Raw genomic sequence first — 19,474 nt, forward strand, 5'->3', positions numbered from 1 at the left:
GCCCGGGTCCTTGGTCCCGGTCCGGCGCTCACGACACGGCCGGTGCGGCCGGCCGGGGCGTCGTCTCCTCCCGGGGCGGGTGGGAGGCCCGGAAGATCGCGTCGCTACGGGCCAGCCAGGCCGCGCCGAAGGCGAACACCGCGACCGCCTCGCACCAGAGCACCGGCCGGAGGGTGTCACGGACGTCGTCGGGCAGGGCGGTGCTGGCCACGGCGAGCCCGATCGCCGCGATGATCAGGAACCCGCAGGCACGGTAGAAGCCGTTGCCGGGCACCGGGTCCGGGCGGACCGTCGGGTCGGCCCGGGTGAACAGGACCAGGCAGAAGACGGCGAGCAGCAGGAACAGCACCGCCGCGCAGACCTGGTGCACCACACCGACGAGCCGCTCGGCGCCCGTCGGGTCGCCCGGCGCGGTCGGGAAGAGCGCCACCGCGATCGCCAGCACCCCGGCGATCGTGCTGAGCAGGTCGTCGGGCCACCGGTGGCGGTAGCAGATCAGGAACACGCCGATCGCGCACATGCTGCCGACGAAGACGTCCCGCAGCGGGCTGTGGTAATAGCCGCTGAGCGACCCGAGCAGGGCGGGCCGGCCGACGACGAGGGCGTACCCGACGGTCGACACGATCGGCAGGGCGATGCCGACGGCACCGATGCCGACCCGGAGGCGGCGTACGGTCACCGCATCCTGGGGCGGTCGGGGGGACTGGGCACTCACATCCGCCTCCCTGGGCCGGGGCGGCGCGCGGTCCGGCCGGCCGGCCGGACCGTGGGCGCTGCCTATCAGTGCACCTGACGGTGACGCTGCGTGTCAATCACCCCGGCCGGTGGAGGTCAGTCCTCGTCCTCGTCGTCCAGCCGGGCGAGCCAGGTGGCGAAGCGTTCGATCGGCGTCTCGAACTCCGGGTTCAGGTCGACGAAGTCGCGCAGCCGCTCGCCCAGCCACTCGACCGACACGGACTCCTCTCCGCGCCGCTGGACCAGTTCCTCGATACCACGGTCGGTGAAGTACACGGTGCTCTCCTCGACATGCCGCTGGGGCAGGCCCGGCCGGTGTCGGCGGGCGCTGCCCCAGCGTGGGACGGACTCAGGGACGGGGCAGGGCCGCTTCGATGAGCGCGGTCTGCTCGACGTCGTGCATCTTCGCCGAGCCGACGGCGGGGGCCGCCGCGGCCGGCCGGGAGATCCGCCGCAGCCGGACGTCGTCCAGGTGCTCCAGCAGGTTGAGCGCGACGAAGCTCCAGGCGCCCTGGTTGGCCGGCTCCTCCTGCACCCAGGCGAAGTCCTCGGCGTTCGGGTACGCGGCGAGCGCTGCCCGGATCTCCTCCACCGGCAGCGGGTACAGCTGCTCGATCCGGATGATCGCGGTGTCCGTGACGCCCCGTTCGGCGCGGGCCTGGAACAGGTCGTAGTAGACCTTGCCCGAGCAGAGCAGCACCCGCTTCACCTGCTCCGGAGCGGGTGCGGCACCGTCGCGCAGCACCGGCTGGAAGGTGCCCGAGGTGAACTCCTCCACCTGGGAGATGCAGAGCTTGTGCCGCAGCAACGACTTCGGCGTGAACACCACCAGCGGCTTGCGCTTCGGCGACAGGGCCTGGCGACGCAGCAGGTGGAAGTAGTTCGCCGGGGTGGTCGGGATGGCCACCCGCATGTTGTCCTCGGCGCACATCTGGAGGAACCGCTCGGGGCGGCCGGAGGTGTGGTCCGGGCCCTGCCCCTCGTGGCCGTGCGGCAGCAGCAGGGTCACCGCGGAACGCTGGCCCCACTTCACCTCGCCGGAGGAGATGAACTCGTCGATCACCGACTGGGCGCCGTTGACGAAGTCGCCGAACTGGGCCTCCCAGCAGACCAGCGCGTTGATGTTCTCCACCGAGTAGCCGTACTCGAAGCCCATCGCGGCGTACTCGCTGAGCAGCGAGTCGTGCACGAAGAACCGGGAACGCTCGCCGTCGGCGGTGAGCGACTTCAGGGGGAGGTAGTCGTCGCCGGTCTTCGCGTCGACCACCGCCGCGTGCCGCTGTACGAAGGTGCCCCGGCGGGAGTCCTGCCCGGCGAGCCGGACGGTGACCCCGTCGTGCAGCAGCGTGCCGAAGGCGATGATCTCGCCGAAGCCCCAGTCGATCCCGCCCTCGACGGACATCTTCGCCCGGCGGTCGAGCAGTTGCTGGATCCGCTTGTGCGGCGTGAAGCCCTCGGGGAGGTTGACGTGCGCGTCCCCGACCGCCTTGACCACGGCGGCGTCGGTCGCCGTCTCCACCTGCGGCTCCGGCTCGTCCTCGCGGCGCGGCCGGGCGAGCTGCTTGGGGGCCGACGCGGCGTCCCGGGTGGCCTTGAAGACCCGCTCCAGCTGGGCCTGGTAGTCGCGGAGCAGTTCCTCCGCGTCCTCCACGGTGATGTCGCCCCGACCGATCAGCTCCTCGGTGTAGAGCTTGCGCACCGAGCGCTTCGAGTCGATGATCTTGTACATCTGGGGGTTGGACATCGAGGGGTCGTCGCCCTCGTTGTGCCCGCGCCGCCGGTAGCAGACCAGGTCGATGACGACGTCCTTGTTGAACGCCTGACGGTACTCGAAGGCCAGCCGGGCGACCCGGACCACGGCCTCGGGGTCGTCGCCGTTGACGTGGAAGATCGGCGCCTGGATCATCCGGGCCACGTCGGTGCTGTACAAGCTCGACCGCGAGTACTCCGGGGCGGTGGTGAATCCGACCTGGTTGTTGACCACCACGTGCACGGTGCCACCGGTGCGGTAGCCGCGCAGCTGGGAGAGGTTGAGCGTCTCGGCGACCACACCCTGCCCGGCGAAGGCGGCGTCACCGTGCACCGCCAGCGGCAGCACGGTGTAGCCCTCCAGCTTCAGGTCGATCCGGTCCTGCTTGGCCCGGACGATGCCCTCCAGCACCGGGTCGACCGCCTCCAGGTGCGACGGGTTCGCCACCACCGAGACCTTGACCTGGTGCGCGCCGTCCGGCGTGCTGAACTTGCCGTTCTGGCCGAGGTGGTACTTGACGTCGCCGGAGCCCTGGGTCGAGCGCGGGTCGAGGTGCCCCTCGAACTCCGAGAAGATCTTCTCGTACGGCTTGCCGACCACGTTGGCCAGCACGTTCAGCCGGCCCCGGTGGGCCATCCCGATGACGACCTCGTCCAGCCCCGCCTCGGCGGAGGACTCCAGCACCTCACCGAGGAGCGGGATCAGCGACTCGCCGCCCTCCAGCGAGAAGCGCTTCTGACCGACGTACTTGGTCTGAAGGAAGGTCTCGAACGCCTCGGCGGCGTTGAGCCGGTTGAGCACGTGCTTCTGCTCGTCGGCGGACGGCTTCTCGTACCGGCGCTCGATCCGCTCCTGGATCCAGCGCCGCTCCTCCGGGTCCTGGATGTGCATGTACTCGATGCCGATCCGGCGGCAGTACGAGTCGCGCAGCACGCCGAGGATGTCGCGCAGCTTCATCCGCCGACGGCCGGCGAAGCCGTTGACCGGGAACTCGCGGTCCAGGTCCCAGAGGGTGAGCCCGTGCTGGAGCACGTCCAGGTCCGGGTGCTTGCGGATCTTGAATTCCAGCGGGTCGGTGTCGGCCATCAGGTGGCCGCGCACCCGGTACGCGTGGATCAGCTCGTGCACCCGGGCGGTCTTGTTGATCTGACCCTCGTTGTTGACCGCGACGTCCCGCACCCAGCGCACCGGCTCGTACGGGATCCGCAGCGAGGTGAAGATCTGGTCGTAGAAGCCGTGCTCGCCGAGGAGCAGCTCGTGCATGACCTTGAGGAACTCGCCGGACTGCGCGCCCTGGATGATCCGGTGGTCGTACGTGCTGGTCAGCGAGATGACCTTGCTGACCGCCAGCTCCGCCAGGGTGGCCTCGCTCATGCCCTGGTACGGCGCCGGGTACTCCATGGCGCCGACGCCGATGATCGCGCTCTGCCCCTGCATCAGTCGCGGGATCGAGTGCACCGTGCCGATGCCGCCCGGGTTGGTCAGCGAGATCGTGGTGCCGGAGTGGTCGTCCATGGTCAGCTCGTTGCGGCGGGCGCGCCGGACCACGTCCTCGTACGCCTGCCAGAACTGCCGGAAGTCCATCTGCTCGCAGGCCTTGATGGAGGGGACCACCAGGTTGCGGGTGCCGTCCGGCTTGGTCAGGTCGATGGCGATGCCGAGGTTGACGTGCTCGGGCGTGACCACCGCCGGCTTGCCGTCGACCTCGGTGAAGGAGTTGTTCATCTCCGGGTGCTGGACCAGCGCCCGGACCATCGCGTACCCGATCAGGTGGGTGAAGCTGACCTTGCCGCCTCGGCCCCGGGCCAGGTGGTTGTTGATGACGATGCGGTTGTCCACCAGGAGCTTCGCCGGCACGGCCCGGACGCTCGTCGCGGTCGGCACGTTCAGCGAGGCGTCCATGTTCTGGACGATCCGCGCGGCGACGCCGCGCAGCGGGGTGGTGCGGGGGCCGCTCGGCGCCGTGGGGGCGGCCTTGGCGGCCGGCTTGGCCGGGGCGGCCTTCTCGGGGGCGGCCTTCTCCGCGGCGGGCTTGGCCGGAGCCGGCTTGGCGGGCGCGGCGGCCTTGGCCGGGGGCTTCGCCTGCGGTGCGGCGGTCCGGCCGTTGTCCGGCTGCCCGGCGGCCGGGCGGTCACCGTCGCTGCGGGTCGTGGTCGCGGCGGGCTCCTGCTCCCCGGCTTGCTCCGCCTTGGCGGCGGGCGGCGCCTTCTTCGGCGTCGCTGCCGGGCTGCCGGCACCCGGACCGGGCCGGTAGTCGGCGAAGAAGTCGTGCCAGGCCGAATCGACGCTGTTGGGGTCGGCGAGGTAGCGCTGGTACATCTCCTCGACGATCCACTCGTTCGGGCCGAAACCCGCCAGTGGGTTCTCCTGCGAAGTCTGCTGGGTCGACACGGCCGGTAATCGCCTCTTTCACGCGGGTTGTGTGTCTCGCGGCGTCCGCGGGCAGTCCCCGGGGGGAGCGGGGAGCGGACAGACGGCTCCCAGGCTACGCCGTGCGCGTGCCGGAGGCATTTCCGCCTCCGGCCCGTGTCACGTTTCACAGAAGACGCCAGAAATTCACCAACTGCCGCGTACGACGTCGCCTCCTGCTAAGGAGATCGAACCGGGTGGGGACGGCGTGCACACGCCGTCCCCACCCGGGCCCGGGACGAGCACCGACGTCAGGAGATGTCCCGCCGACGGGTGATCATGACGCCGGCCAGTCCGGCGGCGACCGCGTAGGCGACCAGCACCAGCGCGCCCGTCCACCACGGCGGCAGCATCGGCGAGTCGATGCCGCTGATCATGATCTGGGAGGCCATCGCCGGCCAGACCACCTGCCACTCCAGGATCGCCTCGGAGTCGAGCAGGTTGGACAGGAGCAGGAACAGCAGCCCCACGACCTGCGTGCCGACCAGGTAGACCACCGAGGCGGTGACCACCGCGCCGAGCTGGTTGGTGATCAGCGTGCCGAGACCCACCCCGAGGATCGTCCAGATCGCGTACGCCAGCAGGTTGAGCAGCAGGGCCCGGTGGACCTCCCACTCGCCGAGCTGGGTGCCGAAGTCGTTGGCGGACATGAAGATCACGCCAGCGACCAGGGCGATCACCGTGGTGACCAGCCAGAACACGAAGCCCATCAGGGACGCCGCGATCAGCTTGCTCGCGATCACCGAGGTGCGCCGGGGGGTGCTGAGGAACGTGGTGGTGGCCGTCTGGTGGAAGAACTCGTTGGTCACCATCAGGATGCCGATCAGCATCACCAGGAGCAGGCCGAAGAACTGGCCCGAGGTGTAGAGGTTCGCCGCCTGCCCGGCCACGTCGGCCTGGGCCGCCGCCTCCTCCGGCGGAAGGCCGATGTCGGCGGGGTCGCCGGTGAGCGAGACGTGGGTGACCCAGGCGTTGAACGCGAACGCGATCACCGTCGCGAGGAAGGCTCCGATCGCCAGCAACCACCAGGTGCTGGTCGTCCGGATCTTGACTAGTTCGGACCGGACCAGGTTCATCATCGGATGTCCGCCTTTCCGGCCGTCAGGTCCAGGAAGACCCGTTCCAGGTCGGGTCGTTCCGGCGTCAGTTCGTGCAGCTCGACCTGGGCGGCCAGGGCGGCCCGACCGACCGCTGCGGCGTCCACCCCGGTGACCAGGAGCGCGCCCTGGCCGTCCGGCTCGACCGTGGCGGAAAGCGCGGCCAGCGCCGTGACCAGTGCCTCCGCCTGCGGGGTCCGGACCCGTACCCGCGCCCCCTGGGTCATCGACCCGAGGACCTCCTGGACCGGCCCCTGCCGGACCAGCCGCCCGGCCGCGATGATCACCACGTCGTCGGCGAGCAACTGCATCTCGGAGAGCAGGTGGCTGGAGACCAGCACCGTCTTCCCCTGGTGGGCCAGGTCCTTGAGGAAGCCCCGCATCCAGCGGATCCCCTCCGGGTCGAGGCCGTTGGCCGGCTCGTCCAGGATCAGCACCCCGGGGTCGCCCAGCATTGCCGCGGCGATGCCAAGTCGCTGTTTCATGCCCAGCGAGTAGCCCTTGAACTTGCGCTTGGCGGCCGGCGTCAGGCCGACCATGGCCAGCGCCTCGTCGGCCCGCTGTGCGGGCAGGCCGGCCGCCGCGCAGATCACCCGGAGGTGGTTGACCCCGGTACGCCCCTTGTGTGCGCTGGACGCCTCCAGGACCGCGCCGACGTGCCGGAGCGGCTGTGCCAGGTCGGCGTAGCGCGCCCCGCTGATGGTGGCCGTCCCTGCGGTCGGGGTGACCAGGTTCAGCAGCATCCGCAGTGTGGTGGTCTTACCCGCGCCGTTCGGCCCGAGGAAGCCGGTCACCCTCCCGGGCTGCACGGTGAACGACAGATCGTCGACCGCGCGCACGGTTCGGTACTGCTTCGTCAGGCCGGACACCACGATCCGACCCCGGTCGGCGGGACTCCGCTGCCCGTCAGACATCTTTCTCCTCTCCCTGGCGCAGAGAAGCGCCGTTACACAGCGTGACGGCTGGACCGGGCGAGGTCAATAACGCTCCGCTCTGAGATGTGTCTCCACCTCAGGCAGGACCCGGTCCTCCCCAGGGACGAGACGGTCACTCCGAGTGGTTGAGTGGACACGTTCCTGCGGACTGCTCCCGGTGCCGGCGGTCACCCGGCGGTCAGGGCGATCCAGGTGGCGCGGGCGTGCGCCAGGAGGGTGCCGTCCGGGCCGTACAGGCTGGAGGCCACCAGCGCCTTGCGCCCCTCACCGCCGCTCGCCGCGCCGGTCACCACGCACTCGTCGCCGGGCCGGGGCAGCGCGGCGACGTGCACCGCGATCCGACCCAGCACGTACGGGCGCCCGGGGGCGATCACCGCCCAGCCGCCGGGGCAGTCCAGCGCCGCCCAGACCGTCGCCGGACGGACCTCGGCGGGCACCCGGAACGGCGCCGCCGTCCGGCCGTCGGGCAGCCGCCCGGGGAAGATCCGCAGGCCGTCCGGGTGCTCCGGGCCGCACACGTAACAGCCGGGGAAGGGATGGTCGGTGAAGCCGGGATAGTCGGCGGCGGCGGCCCGCGCGGTGGCCGGGTCCACCGCCGGCACCGTCGGCGCGAACCCGGCGACCGTCGCCACCTGGGCCACCAGCGCCCCGTCCGGGTCGTGGACCTCGTGCCGGCCGGGCTGGTCGGCGACGGGCACCGCGCGCAGCGGCACCCCCAGCGGCGGCGGCCGGCGCAGGGTCACCTCGACCGGGTCCGTGTCGTGCCCGCCGCCGGTCGCGGTGGCGAAGATCCCGGCGCTCCAGCCGCCGTTGCCGGAACCCGGTGGTCCGTTGTGCCGCGCCTCGATGATCATCCCGTGGGTCCTCCGTCGCCCGGTCCGGCGGCGGTGCCGGACCTGCGGGCAGCCTGCCACGTCCACCGGCCCGCCGACAGGCCGGAAAGACGGCCGGCTCGGCCTCGGCGTCGGCGTCGGTCACGTCGAGGCCGCCCGGCCCGGTTCCCTCGCCCGGCCGGCGACAGGCGTTCATCCGATCGACATCCGCCGAACCGGCGCCCGGCAACCCGGACCACCTACACAGTGCTCATGGCCGTTCCGCACCCCGCTGGCAACCCCCTGACCACCAGCGGATACACCCTGCACATCGCCGATGACCCGACCGAGGTGGCGGCCGCCCAGCGGCTGCGGCACGAGGTGTTCGGCACCGAACTCGGCGCCACCCTGCGCTCCGGCGCCGCCGGGCTGGACACCGACGACCTCGACCCGTGGTGCGACCACCTGATCGTCCGCCAGGAGCGGACCGGGACGGTGGTCGGCACGTACCGGCTGCTGCCGCCGGGACGCACCGACCGCCGGTACGCCGAGCAGGAGTTCGACCTGACCGGGCTCGACCCGCTCCGCGACGACCTGGTGGAGGCCGGTCGTTCCTGCGTGCACCCGGACCACCGCTCCGGCGCGGTGATCAACCTCATGTGGGCCGGTATCGCCCGCTACCTGCACCTGCGGGGACGCCGCTGGCTGGGCGGCTGTGCCTCGGTGCCGGTGACCGACGGCGGGCGTACCGTCGCCGGGGTGTGGGAGCAGGTCCGGGCCGGGCACCTCGCGCCACCGCTGTTGCGGGTGCGCCCGCACCGTCCCTGGTTCGCCGAGCCGGGCGCCCAGTCGCCGCCCGGGGGCGCGGACCGACCGGCGATGCCGCCGCTGCTGCGCGGATACCTGCGGCTGGGCGCCTGGGTCTGCGGCGAACCCGCCTACGACCCGGACTTCGCGGTGGCCGACTTCTACGTGCTGCTCAGCCTGGACCGGATGAACCCGCGCTACCTGCGGCACTTCCTCGGGGAGCCGGCGGCCGACCCGACCCCGTCCCGCCGGACGGGGGTCACCGCGTGAGCACCGCCGGGTACGACCTGTGGCGTCCACTCTCCGCGTGCGGCGTGGACTGTCTGCCGGCCGACGGGCACCCGCCGGCCGTACCGGTCGCCCGGCGGCTGGTCCGGCTGCTGGCCGTCCTCGGAATGCTGCTGGCCGGGGCCGCGCTCGCCGCCGTCCTTCCGCTGACGCCCGCGCCCGCCCGCCGCTTCGGCTGCCGGGCCTGGGCGCACGGGACGGCACGGGCGTTCGGGGTCCGGCTGGTGATCCGGGGGCGGTCGCCGCGCGGTCGGGCGCTGCTGGTCGCCAACCACGTCTCCTGGCTGGACGTCGTGGCGCTGCTCGCGGTCGCCCCGGCCCGGCTGCTGGCCAAACGGGAGGTGCGGGCCTGGCCCCTGGTCGGCCTGCTCGCCCGGGGATCGGGCACGGTCTTCGTCGACCGCGCCCGCCCCCGGGCGCTGCCGGCCACCGTGCGCCGGGTGGCCGACCTGCTCCGGGCGGGCCGGCAGGTCGCGGTCTACCCGGAGGGCACCACCTGGTGCGGTACCGTCGACCCGGTCCACGTCCGGCCCCGGCCCGGCTTCCGGCCGGCGGTGTTCCAGGCGGCGCTCGACACCGGCGCACCGGTCGTACCGGTGCGGATCGGCTACCGCTGCGGCTCGGCGAACGTCGACTCCACCGTCCCGGCGTTCCTCGGCGAGGAGAACCTCTGGCGGTCGGTCCGACGGGTGCTCGCCGCACGCGACCTGGTGGTGACGGTGACCGTCGGCGCGGCCCTGCACCCCGAGGCCGGGGCGGACCGGCGGGCCCTGGCCCGGACGGCGGAGTCCGCGTTACGGCTGATGCCGGTGTGGAAGAGTGGCGCCTGAGTCCGGATTCCCGTCCCCGATCCGGCTTTCAGGGTTTTTGCAGGAAGCGTCCAGCCCGGGTGCAGCGTCGTCACGGATGATGGCCACATGGCCCCTACCCAGACCGAGGCGCGGCTGCTCGTCGTCGAGGACGACCCGAACATCCTCGAACTCCTCTCCGCGAGCCTGCGTTTCGCCGGCTTCGACGTGGCGACGGCGACCAGCGGCAGCGCGGCGTTGAACGCCGCCAAGGACCACCGCCCGGACCTGGTCGTCCTCGACGTGATGCTGCCCGACCTGGACGGCTTCGAGGTGATCCGGATGCTCCGCGAGGGTGGCACCCGGACACCGGTGGTCTTCCTCACCGCGCGGGACGCCACCGACGACAAGATCCGGGGCCTGACGCTGGGCGGCGACGACTACGTCACCAAGCCGTTCAGCCTGGAGGAGCTGACCGCCCGGATCCGGGCGGTGCTGCGGCGCACGGTCACCGGGGAACACTCGCCGTCCCGCCTCACCTTCGCCGACCTGGAACTGGACGAGGAGACCCACGAGGTGCACCGCGCCGGGCAGCGGGTGCAGCTCTCGCCGACCGAGTTCAAGCTGCTGCGCTACCTGATGCTCAACGCCAACCGGGTGCTGTCCAAGGCGCAGATCCTCGACCACGTCTGGAACTACGACTTCCGGGGTGACGACAACATCGTCGAGTCGTACATCTCCTACCTGCGGCGGAAGGTGGACAACACCCAGCCTCGCCTGATCCACACACTGCGCGGGGTCGGCTACGTGCTGCGCAAGCCGGCGGCGTGAACGTCGTCTACCAGGCGAAGGGACGACTGCGGGCCGTACCGCTCCGGGTCAAGCTGGTCGCGGCCGTGCTCGCCCTGGTCGCCGCCGCCCTCCTGGTGATCAGCTCGCTGACCACCTTCTTCCTCCGCAGCTACCTGGTCGACCAGGTCGACGCGGAACTGCGGAACAACGAGACGTCCATCCGGCTGGCGATCAGCCGTCTGCTGTCCGAGGGGAACCCGCAGCAGGCGGACCTCCCGACCGACTACTCCGTCGCCGTGATCGACGCCGACGGAGTCGACCCGGTGCGGTACGACATCAGCAACCTGGGCCCGGACGACCTGCCCGCCCTGTCGGACACCCTCACCGAGGCCCAGGGGCGCGTCGGCAAGCCGTTCACGGTGCGCGCCCAGGACGGCGAGATCCGCTGGCGGGTGCTCTACATCCAGGTACCCGACGGCAGGGTGCTCGCCATCGGGCAGCACCTCACCGACGTGGACCGGGCGGTCAAGCAACTCGTCTGGATAGACCTGCTGGTCGGTGGGGCGGTGCTGGTGCTGCTCGCCTCGATCGGCGCGGCGATCGTCCGGACCAGCCTGAAACCGCTGGTGGACATCGAACGGACGGCCGGCGCGATCGCCGGCGGCGACCTGACCCGACGGGTGCCCGACCCGGAGCAGGGCAGTGAGTGCCCCACCTCCGAACTGGGCCGGCTCTCCCGGGCGCTGAACTCGATGCTCGCCCAGATCGAGGCGGCCTTCACCGCGCGGGCCGCCTCGGAGGCGTCGGCGCGCTGGGCCGAGGCCGCCGCCCGGGACGCCGCCGAGGCGGCGCGGGCCTCGGAGGCGCGGGCGATCCGCTCCGAGGAACGGATGCGGCAGTTCGTCGCGGACGCGTCGCACGAGCTGCGGACCCCGCTGACCACCATCCGGGGCTTCGCCGAGCTGTACCGGCAGGGCGCGGCCCGCGAACCCGGGGAGACCGCCGGCCTGCTGCGCCGGATCGAGGACGAGGCCGCCCGGATGGGGCTGCTCGTCGAGGATCTGCTGCTGCTGGCACGGCTGGACCGGGAGCGACCGCTGTCGCTGGCCCCGGTCGAGCTGCCGGTGCTCGCCGCCGACGCGGTCCAGGCCGCCCGGGTGGTCGCCCCGGACCGCCGGATCGATCTGGACATCGCCCCGAACTCCGGCCCGCTGGTGGTCCGGGGCGACGACGCCCGGTTGCGACAGATCATCGGCAACCTGATGACCAACGCGCTGACCCACACCCCGCCGGACGCGTCGGTGACCCTGCGGCTGCGCGCCGAGGAGGGAACGGCCGTGGTGGAGGTGGCCGACACCGGCCCGGGGCTCTCCGAGGAGCAGGCCGAGCGGGTCTTCGAGCGGTTCTACCGGGCCGACGCCGCACGTACCCGACGGGTGGGCGGAGCCAACGGGACCGGATTGGGACTGGCCATCGTGGCCGCGCTGGTCGCCGTCCACCAGGGCACCGTCGAGACGGTGCCGACCCCGGGCGGTGGCGCGACGTTCCGGGTCCGCCTGCCGCTCGTCCCGGAGGAGCCGGGCGACTCCGCCGAGGAACCGGCCAGCGACGGCCGGTGATTTTCAGGCAACATTCAGGCGGGTTCCAGGCTGAACGCAGCCCCCGAGGGGAAAGTGGAGACATGACCGAGTACGAGACCGACCCGCAGCGGCGACCGGCCGACGTCGAGCCGGTGCATCCCACCGCCGAGCTGCCCCGCGCCGAGCACGCGCAGTCGCCGTACGCCCCGGACGCCGCCGTGGTGTCCGTCGACCGTTCCGGGACCGACGCGCCGACGGCGACGCCCCCCACCACCGACGCGCCGCCGACCGGGTCCACCGCACCGGCAGACGCGCCCCCGTCCTCCGCCACCGCCCCGCACGGCGCTCCCGGCCCGGCTCCGTCGCCGGTGGGTGCTCCCGCGCCCACCCGGCACGGCGTCCCCGGCCCGGCTCCGTCCCTGCACGGCGCTCCCGGCCCGGCCCCGCACGGTGGCCCCGACCGGTACCCGGCGGGTGTACCGCAGGGCTGGCGCCCGGCCGACCAGACGCCCCCCGCCGCCCCGCCCTATCCGGGCCAGGTGTCGGCCCAGCCGGGTCATCCCTCCTCCGGCGGCCCCTACCCGAACGCGCCCTGGTACCCGGCGCACCAGGGCGGTTGGCCCGCCGGCCACGCGGGTCAGCCCGGCCCGTCTGGACCCCTGCCGCCCGGTGGACCGGTGCCGCCGTGGGCACAGGGTCCGGCTCCCCGACCCCACACCCCACCGGGCCGGGTGGCCAAGTTCGTCGCGGCCGGGGTCGCCGCGCTGGCCCTGATGGTCGGCTCCGGTGTCGGTGGCGGCGCCATCGCGCTGGCCCTGTTCGAGGATGCCGGCACCAAGGTGACCTACTCGGCCGCCCCGGTGCTCAACGGCGCCGACCTGCCCAAGATCGCCGCTGGCGTGCAGAACAGCGTGGTCTCGATCCAGGCCGGCAGCGGGGAGGGGTCCGGCGTCATCCTCAGCGCCGACGGGTTCGTGCTGACCAACAACCACGTGGTCGCCTCCGCCGGTGGGGAGACGGTGCAGGTGGTCTTCGCCGACGGGAAGAAGGCCGACGCGAAGCTGGTCGGCACCGACCCCAGGACCGACCTCGCCGTGGTGAAGGCGTCCGGCGTCTCCGGCCTCCAGGCGGCCAAGCTGGGCGACAGCGACGCGATGCAGGTCGGCGACCAGGTGCTCGCCCTGGGCAGCCCGCTCGGCCTCCAGGGCTCGGTGACCGCCGGCATCATCAGCGCCCGGGACCGGACCATCCGGGCCGGCAGCCAGCAGGACCCGCAGGCCGGCGGCAGCTCCATCTCCGGCCTGCTCCAGACCGACGCCCCGATCAACCCGGGCAACTCCGGCGGCGCGCTGGTCAACACCCGGGGCGAGGTGATCGGCATCAACACCGCGATCGCCACCAGCGGCCAGAGCAGCGGCAACATCGGCGTCGGCTTCGCCATCCCGAGCAACAAGGCCAAGCTCGTCGCCGAGCAGCTCCAGCGGGGCGAGAAGGTCAGCCACCCCTCGCTCGGGGTCAGCGTCACCGGTGCGGAGGGCGGCGGCGCGCTGGTCTCGACGGTCAACCCGGGCAGCGCCGCCGAGAAGGCCGGGCTGCGCCAGGGCGACGTGATCACCAAGTTCGGCGACAAGACCATCGGCGACTCGAACGACCTGGTGGCGGCCGTGCAGGCCGGCAAGGTCGGCGACCGGGTGGAGATCGAGTACCGCCGTGACGGCGCCACCGCCACCGCCACCGCCACGCTCGCCGAGGCGTCCTGACCAAGCTGTCTCCTCCCCGCTGACGGCGGGCGGCGGAACCGAGGGGGTCGGTTCCGTCGCCCGCCGTCTCTTCGTCCCCGCCCGGACCGGGTGAGGCCACCTCACCCCGGTCGCGGGCAGCGTCGACGGCATCCGTGGGCGGCAGGGGAGGGACGTGGGATGACCAGAGCGACGGGACGACCCACCGACGGGCAGATCCAGCAGGACGTCTCCGAGGAGCTGCTCTGGGAGCCCCGGATCGCGTCGACCGGGGTCGGGGTGACCGTCCACGACGGGGTGGTGACGTTGACCGGCCAGGTGGGCAGCTACGCGGAACGGTGGGCCGCCGAGCGGAGCGCGCAGCGGGTGCGCGGGGTCCGGGCGGTCGCCGACGACCTCGACGTGCGTCTCGGCGTCGACGGGGAGCGCACCGACGCCGAGGTCGCACTCGCCGCGGTCCGCGCCCTCGAGTGGGACAGCTACGTACCGGCCGAGCGCTTCGACGTCACCGTCGCCGACGGCTGGGTGCTGCTCCGGGGCCAGGTGGAGTTCGGCTTCCAACGCCGCGCGGCCGAGCGCGAACTGCGTCGGCTGCGCGGCGTCCGGGGGATCACCAACCTGGTCCGGGTCAGTCCCCGGGGCGCGTCCACCGGAGAGGAACTGCGCCGGCGGATCCGACGGACGCTGCTGCGCCGGGTCGGTACGGAGGGGGTCACGGTCGAGGTGGCCGGGGCCGCCGTGCTGCTCGCCGGCACGGTGCTCACCGCGGCCGACCGGGACGAGGCGGACCGGATCGCCTGGTCCACCCCGGGTGTCCGTGTGGTGCGTACCGAGGTGGCCGTCGCCGGCTGACCCGACGGGCCGCTCGTTTACCCCCGGCGGTGACGGGAAGACGTCGCCCGGGACCTCACAGGGGAGGCGTCGTCGTGAACCACTCGTCCGTCGTGCGCGATGGGCCCTTGCGGATCGCCATGGTGGTTCCCCCGTGGTACCCGGTGCCCCCCTCCGGCTACGGCGGGCTCGAGCAGGTGGTGGCCGGTCTGGTCGACGGCCTGGTCGACCGGGGGCACCGGGTGACGCTCTTCGGCGCGGGCCCCGGCCACGGCACGGACGCGACCTACGTCCCGACGGTCGGCGAACTCCAGCACGAGCGGCTCGGCGAGGCCCTGCCGGAACTGGCCCACCTGGCCCGGGTGCGCCGCTGGCTCGACCCGGCCCGCTTCGACGTGGTCCACGACCACACCACGATCGGCCCGCTGCTGGCCGACCGGCGGGCCGTGCCCACGGTCGCCACCGTGCACGGCAACCCGGTCGGCGAGTACGGCGACGTGCTGAGCCACGTCTCACCCTCGGTCGGCCTGGTCGCCATCTCGCACACCCAGCGTCGGCTGAACCCGCGCCTGCCCTGGGCCGGGACCGTGCACAACGCCGTGGAGACCGCGCTCTTTCCGCGCAAGCAGGTGCCGGGTACCGGCCCGGTGCTCTGGCTGGCCCGGTTCAGCCCGGACAAGGGACCGGAGGTGGCCGTCGCGGCCTGCCGGGCGGCGGGGCTGCCCCTGGTGCTGGCCGGCAAGTGCAACGAGCCGGGCGAGCGTCGCCACTACACCGAGGTGGTCGAGCCGTTGCTCGGGCCGGACGTGCGGGTGGTGTTCGACGCCGACCGGGAGACCTGCCTGCGGCTGCTGGTGGACGCCCGCTGCCTGATCATGCCGATCCAGTGGGACGAGCCGTTCGGCATGGTGATGGTCGAGGCGATGGCGACCGGTACCCCGGTGGTCGCGCTGAACCGGGGTGCGGTGCCCGAACTGCTCCGCCCCGGGGTGACCGGACTGACCTGCGACCGGCCGGAGGACCTGCCGGGGGCGCTGCGCGAGGCGGACCGCCTGCGGCCGGAGGACTGCGTGGCGCACGTGGCGGAGCACTTCTCCGCCGCCGGGATGGCGCGTGGGTACGAGGCCGTGTACCGGCGGTCGCTCACCCGACCGCACGCCACCCTCGTCGAGCCGGTACCCGTCCGCTGACCGGACGTCCCTGGAGAAGGCCCGCCAGGTGAAGGAGCGTGCCCGGAGTTCGTCCGGAACGCCGCCGAGCCTGGGCGCAGAGGATCCCGCCGAGACCGCACAACACGTGGCGAGCCAGTCCGCGTAACGGAACGGCTCCCACCGGCACGCTCACCGGGTCGGGCGGCGCCGGGCTCAGGTCCGCGCGGCGGCGAGGCGTTGCAGGGCGGTGTCGAGCTGGCGGGCGTACCCGGGGGTGATCGCGCCCTCGCTGACCCGGCGCGCGACCTTCTCCCGCAGCTGCGCCACCGACTGCGTCACGTCGTGCTGGCCGACGGCTGCGGCGGAGGTCAGGTTGCGCAGGTGGTTGTCCAGGTCGAGACCGACGTCCTCGCGGATCTCGCCCGCCGTGACCCCGGCGTCGATGAGCTGGTCGAGTCGACCCACCGCGCTCTCCCACGTCTCCCCGCCCGGGGAGCCCGGAGACGGCGACGGCGGGTCCGTCGAGGGCCGGGACGGGCGTTCGCGGTCCGTCTCCGCCGGTCGGGGCGTTTCGCCGGTGGGCTCGGACGCCGGCCCGGTGGTCGGCTGGACCTGCGCGGGTGGGGGGTTGGTCCCGGGGTCGTCCGGCCAGGCCACCACGACCGGGACGAGCACCGCGACCGCCCCGACGGCCAGCCCGAGGACCCACCGGCCCGGCCGCCGCTCCGGTGGCGGGGCGGTCCGGACCCGGTCGGCCGGTATCCGGCCGGCAGCCGGCGGGGGCGGCGCGGGCACGGCCGGCGCGGGCCCGCCCGACGGCAGCGGCACGGTCTGCGCGGGCGCCGGTTCGGCGGCGAGCTGCCGGCCCAGCGCCTCGGCGACCTGCCGTGCGGTCGGACGTTCGGCCGGGTCCCGGGCCAGGCAGCGCAGGCAGGTCCGCGCCACCGCGGGCGGCAGGTCCGGTACGCCCGCCAGCGACGGCGCCTCCCGGGTCTCCAACGCCACGCTCAGCTGTTCCCAGGTGTCCGCCGGGTACGGCACCCGGCCGGTCAGCGTCTCGTAGAGCAGCACGCCGAGGGAGTAGACGTCGGTCGACGGCTGGGCGGGTGCCCCGTCGAGGCGTTCCGGCGCCACGTACGCGGGAGTGCCGAACGTACCGCCGTCCTCGTCCTCGTCCGGGGCGCCGATCCGGGTGGCGATGCCGAAGTCGAGGACCTTCGCGCCGACCTGGGTCATCATCACGTTGGCCGGGGTGATGTCCCGGTGCACGATGCCGAGCCGGTGGGCGGCGGCGAGGGCGTCGGCCACCTGCACGCCGATCTCCACCGCCTCGGCCCAGGGCAACGGCCCCTCGGTGAGCCGGCACTCCAGTTCCTCGCCGCTGAGCAGCTCCATCACCACGAACGAGGTGATCGTGCCGTCCGGGGCGATCGCCTCGCCGTAGTCGTGCACCGAGGTGACGTGCGGGTGGACGAGCTGCGCGGCGGACCGCGCCTCCTCCCGGACCATGTCCCGGAAGCGGGCGTCGGCGGCCAGCGACGGGGCGAGCACCTTCACCGCGACGATCCGGTCCAGCACCTCGTCCCGGGCCCGCCAGATCACCGACATGCCACCGGAGCCGATCCGGTCGACCAACCGGTACCGACGTGCCAGCAGGCTGCCGGCGTGAAGCGCTCCCATCACTGAACGCACCTGCCTCGGGTCGGAGCGGTATCAGGTTGCGGGAATGTGTCCGAGGTGTCAACGGGTGACCGGTTCGGCGGGACGGTACGGCCCCGTGCCCCGCCGCCGGGGCGGGACCGGACGCGGACCCGGCCACCCGGCGGGCCACCGTCCACCGGCCGACCGCCGACGGGCGTGGACGTGCCAGGATTGACGCCATGACTGGCGGTCCGGTGGCGTTCGTGCTGGGTGGTGGGGGAGTGCTGGGCGCGGTCGAGGTGGGCATGCTGCGTGCCCTCTTCCGCGCCGGGATCCGTCCCGACCTCGTGATCGGCACCTCGATCGGGGCGGTCAACGGGGCGCTGGTCGCCGCCGACCCGACCGAGACGGTGACCGACCGGCTGGTCCGGCTCTGGGCCTCCCCCGAGGCGAGCGAGGTGTACGGCGACTCGGTGGCCCGGCAGCTGCGCCGGTTCGCCGCCCGGACCCATCTGCACTCGCCCCGCCCGCTGCGCCGGCTGCTGGAGGCCGAGCTCGGCGCGGAAACCACCTTCGCCGACCTGAAGGTCCCCTTCCGGTGCTGCGCGGCGAGCATCGAACGCGCCGCCGAGCACTGGTTCAGCACCGGACCGGTGGTGCCCGCCGTGGTCGCCTCGGCCTCGGTGCCGGGGCTGCTCCCACCGGCCGAGATCGACGGGCAGCACTACGTGGACGGTGGCATCGTCAACTCGATCCCGATCGGTGAGGCGGTCGCGCTCGGCGCGCGGCAGGTCTTCGTCCTCCAGGTGGGGCGGATCGAACGGCCGCTGACCCCGCCCCGGCGACCGTGGGAGGTGGCCCAGGTCGCCTTCGAGATCGCCCGGCGGCACCGGTTCGCCCGGGAACTGGCGGCGCTGCCCGAGGGCGTCGAGGTGCACGTCCTGCCGACCGGCGGGCTCGAACCCCGGGACGACTCGCCGTGGGCGTACCGGGACATGGCCGCGGTGGGCCGGCGGATCAGCCGCGCGTACATCGCCTCCCGCGACTACCTCGCGGCGCTGGACCGCTGATGCCGCTGCCGCCGAGGTGGATCCGCCGGGTGCTGCTCGCCCCGGCCGTGGTGTTCCTCGCCTTCACGGTGGTCACCACGCTGCCGATCTGGCTGCTGGTCGCGGCGGCGCTGTCACCGTTCGTCCCCGGCCGGTTGCGCCCGCTGCGCCTGGTCTGGATCGGCGTCGTCTACCTGGTCTGGGACGCCGCCGCGCTGCTGGCCCTGTTCGGGCTCTGGATCGCCGCCGGCTTCGGCTGGCGCCTGCGTGCCCCCGCCTTCCAACGGGTGCACTACCTGCTCGCCGGCCGGTTCCTGCGGGTGCTCTTCTGGCAGGCCCGCTGGACGCTGCGGCTGAGCATCGACGTGGCCGGCACCGACCCGGACACTGCCCTGCCCGGCCGGCCGGAGCTGGTGCTCTGCCGACACGCCGGGCCGGGCGACTCGTTCATCCTGATCCACGCGCTGGTCAACTGGTTCTACCGGGAGCCGAGGATCGTCCTGAAGGACGCCCTCCAGTGGGACCCGGCGATCGACGTCCTGCTCAACCGGCTGCCGACCCGGTTCCTCGCGCCCGGGGGGCGCGGGGACGGCTCGGTGCTCGACCAGATCGGACACCTCGCCACCGGGCTGGACGACAACGACGCGTTCGTCATCTTCCCGGAGGGGGGCAACTTCACCCCCCGGCGGCGACTGCGGGCCATCGACCGGCTCCGCTCCCGGGGCCTGGAGGGGATGGCGGTGCGCGCCGAGCGGATGCGGCACGTGCTCGCGCCGCAGCCGGGCGGGGTGCTCGCCGCCCTCGACGCCGCCCCCGAGGCCGGGGTCATCTTCGTGGCGCACACCGGGCTGGACAAGATGCTGACCGTGGCGGACGTCTGGCGGGAACTGCCGATGGACAAGCGGATCGTGATGCGGTTCTGGTCGGTCCCGCCGGAGGAGGTCCCGACCGGACGCCAGGAGCGCATCGACTGGCTCTTCGACTGGTGGGCGCGGATCGACCGGTGGATCGAGGCCAACCGCGACGGTACGGCCGCGCTGAGCGGCGACGGGCCGGCCGGCGCGTAGGGT

At 73.2% G+C, this 19,474-nt stretch carries 16 protein-coding genes; 9 read left to right on the top strand and 7 right to left on the bottom strand.

The genetic code is table 11. The features are described 5' to 3' along the window. Positions 1-28 precede the first annotated feature (28 nt). From AB0F58_RS15670 to AB0F58_RS15695, 6 genes are all read right to left on the bottom strand, one after another. Positions 29-715 carry a DUF998 domain-containing protein gene (locus AB0F58_RS15670; RefSeq protein WP_357142797.1) on the bottom strand — a complete coding sequence of 229 codons (687 nt, stop codon included), beginning with the start codon at positions 713-715 and terminating at the stop codon, positions 29-31. A gap of 116 nt (positions 716-831) precedes the next feature. Next, on the bottom strand, positions 832-1,011 hold the full coding sequence (locus AB0F58_RS15675; protein WP_357142799.1) for a DUF6104 family protein: 180 nt from the start codon (positions 1,009-1,011) through the stop codon (positions 832-834). A gap of 73 nt (positions 1,012-1,084) precedes the next feature. Further along, a complete protein-coding gene (locus tag AB0F58_RS15680; protein ID WP_357142801.1) occupies positions 1,085-4,876 on the bottom strand; it encodes a multifunctional oxoglutarate decarboxylase/oxoglutarate dehydrogenase thiamine pyrophosphate-binding subunit/dihydrolipoyllysine-residue succinyltransferase subunit in 3,792 nt (1,263 codons plus the stop codon). Between the two features lie 269 nt (positions 4,877-5,145). Further along, positions 5,146-5,973, bottom strand: a complete 828-nt coding sequence (locus AB0F58_RS15685; protein WP_357142803.1) for an ABC transporter permease — start codon at positions 5,971-5,973, stop codon at positions 5,146-5,148. Beyond that, positions 5,970-6,905 carry an ABC transporter ATP-binding protein gene (locus tag AB0F58_RS15690; RefSeq protein WP_357142805.1) on the bottom strand — a complete coding sequence of 312 codons (936 nt, stop codon included), beginning with the start codon at positions 6,903-6,905 and terminating at the stop codon, positions 5,970-5,972. The genes AB0F58_RS15685 and AB0F58_RS15690 overlap by 4 nt, the downstream gene beginning before the upstream one ends. A 188-nt stretch (positions 6,906-7,093) precedes the next feature. Next, a complete protein-coding gene (locus tag AB0F58_RS15695) occupies positions 7,094-7,780 on the bottom strand; it encodes a hypothetical protein (protein ID WP_357142807.1) in 687 nt (228 codons plus the stop codon). Positions 7,781-8,011: 231 nt separating this feature from the next. Here AB0F58_RS15695 and AB0F58_RS15700 point away from each other — a divergent pair, with 231 nt between their 5' ends. From AB0F58_RS15700 to AB0F58_RS15730, 7 genes are all read left to right on the top strand, one after another. Next, on the top strand, positions 8,012-8,815 hold the full coding sequence (locus AB0F58_RS15700) for a GNAT family N-acyltransferase (protein WP_357142809.1): 804 nt from the start codon (positions 8,012-8,014) through the stop codon (positions 8,813-8,815). Next, on the top strand, positions 8,812-9,663 hold the full coding sequence (locus tag AB0F58_RS15705) for a lysophospholipid acyltransferase family protein (protein ID WP_357142811.1): 852 nt from the start codon (positions 8,812-8,814) through the stop codon (positions 9,661-9,663). The genes AB0F58_RS15700 and AB0F58_RS15705 overlap by 4 nt, the downstream gene beginning before the upstream one ends. Positions 9,664-9,750: 87 nt before the next feature. Next, on the top strand, positions 9,751-10,452 hold the full coding sequence (locus tag AB0F58_RS15710; protein WP_145836801.1) for a response regulator transcription factor: 702 nt from the start codon (positions 9,751-9,753) through the stop codon (positions 10,450-10,452). Then, a complete protein-coding gene (locus AB0F58_RS15715; protein ID WP_357142813.1) occupies positions 10,449-12,032 on the top strand; it encodes a HAMP domain-containing sensor histidine kinase in 1,584 nt (527 codons plus the stop codon). Before AB0F58_RS15710 ends, AB0F58_RS15715 begins: the two co-directional genes overlap by 4 nt. 62 nt (positions 12,033-12,094) lie before the next feature. Next, complete coding sequence (locus AB0F58_RS15720; protein WP_357142815.1) at positions 12,095-13,753, top strand: trypsin-like peptidase domain-containing protein; 1,659 nt, start codon at positions 12,095-12,097, stop codon at positions 13,751-13,753. A 159-nt stretch (positions 13,754-13,912) separates the two neighbouring features. Next, on the top strand, positions 13,913-14,584 hold the full coding sequence (locus AB0F58_RS15725; protein ID WP_357142817.1) for a BON domain-containing protein: 672 nt from the start codon (positions 13,913-13,915) through the stop codon (positions 14,582-14,584). 119 nt (positions 14,585-14,703) lie between these two features. Continuing rightward, positions 14,704-15,753, top strand: a complete 1,050-nt coding sequence (locus AB0F58_RS15730; protein ID WP_357142819.1) for a glycosyltransferase family 4 protein — start codon at positions 14,704-14,706, stop codon at positions 15,751-15,753. Between the two features lie 174 nt (positions 15,754-15,927). On the opposite strand, the gene AB0F58_RS15735 is transcribed toward AB0F58_RS15730, so the two are convergent. Next, the gene (locus AB0F58_RS15735; protein WP_357142821.1) at positions 15,928-17,394 is read right to left on the bottom strand and encodes a protein kinase; all 1,467 of its coding nucleotides are present in this window, start codon (positions 17,392-17,394) and stop codon (positions 15,928-15,930) included. Between the two features lie 200 nt (positions 17,395-17,594). Between AB0F58_RS15735 and AB0F58_RS15740 the strand changes: the two genes are divergently transcribed. Then, positions 17,595-18,425: a patatin-like phospholipase family protein gene (locus AB0F58_RS15740; RefSeq protein ID WP_357142823.1), complete on the top strand. Its 831-nt coding sequence runs from the start codon at positions 17,595-17,597 to the stop codon at positions 18,423-18,425. Further along, the gene (locus tag AB0F58_RS15745) at positions 18,425-19,471 is read left to right on the top strand and encodes a 1-acyl-sn-glycerol-3-phosphate acyltransferase (protein WP_357142825.1); all 1,047 of its coding nucleotides are present in this window, start codon (positions 18,425-18,427) and stop codon (positions 19,469-19,471) included. The genes AB0F58_RS15740 and AB0F58_RS15745 overlap by 1 nt, the downstream gene beginning before the upstream one ends. The last annotated feature ends 3 nt before the right edge of the window (positions 19,472-19,474 follow it).

Source organism: Micromonospora sp. NPDC023956 (assembly GCF_040639195.1).
GTDB lineage: Bacteria > Actinomycetota > Actinomycetes > Mycobacteriales > Micromonosporaceae > Micromonospora.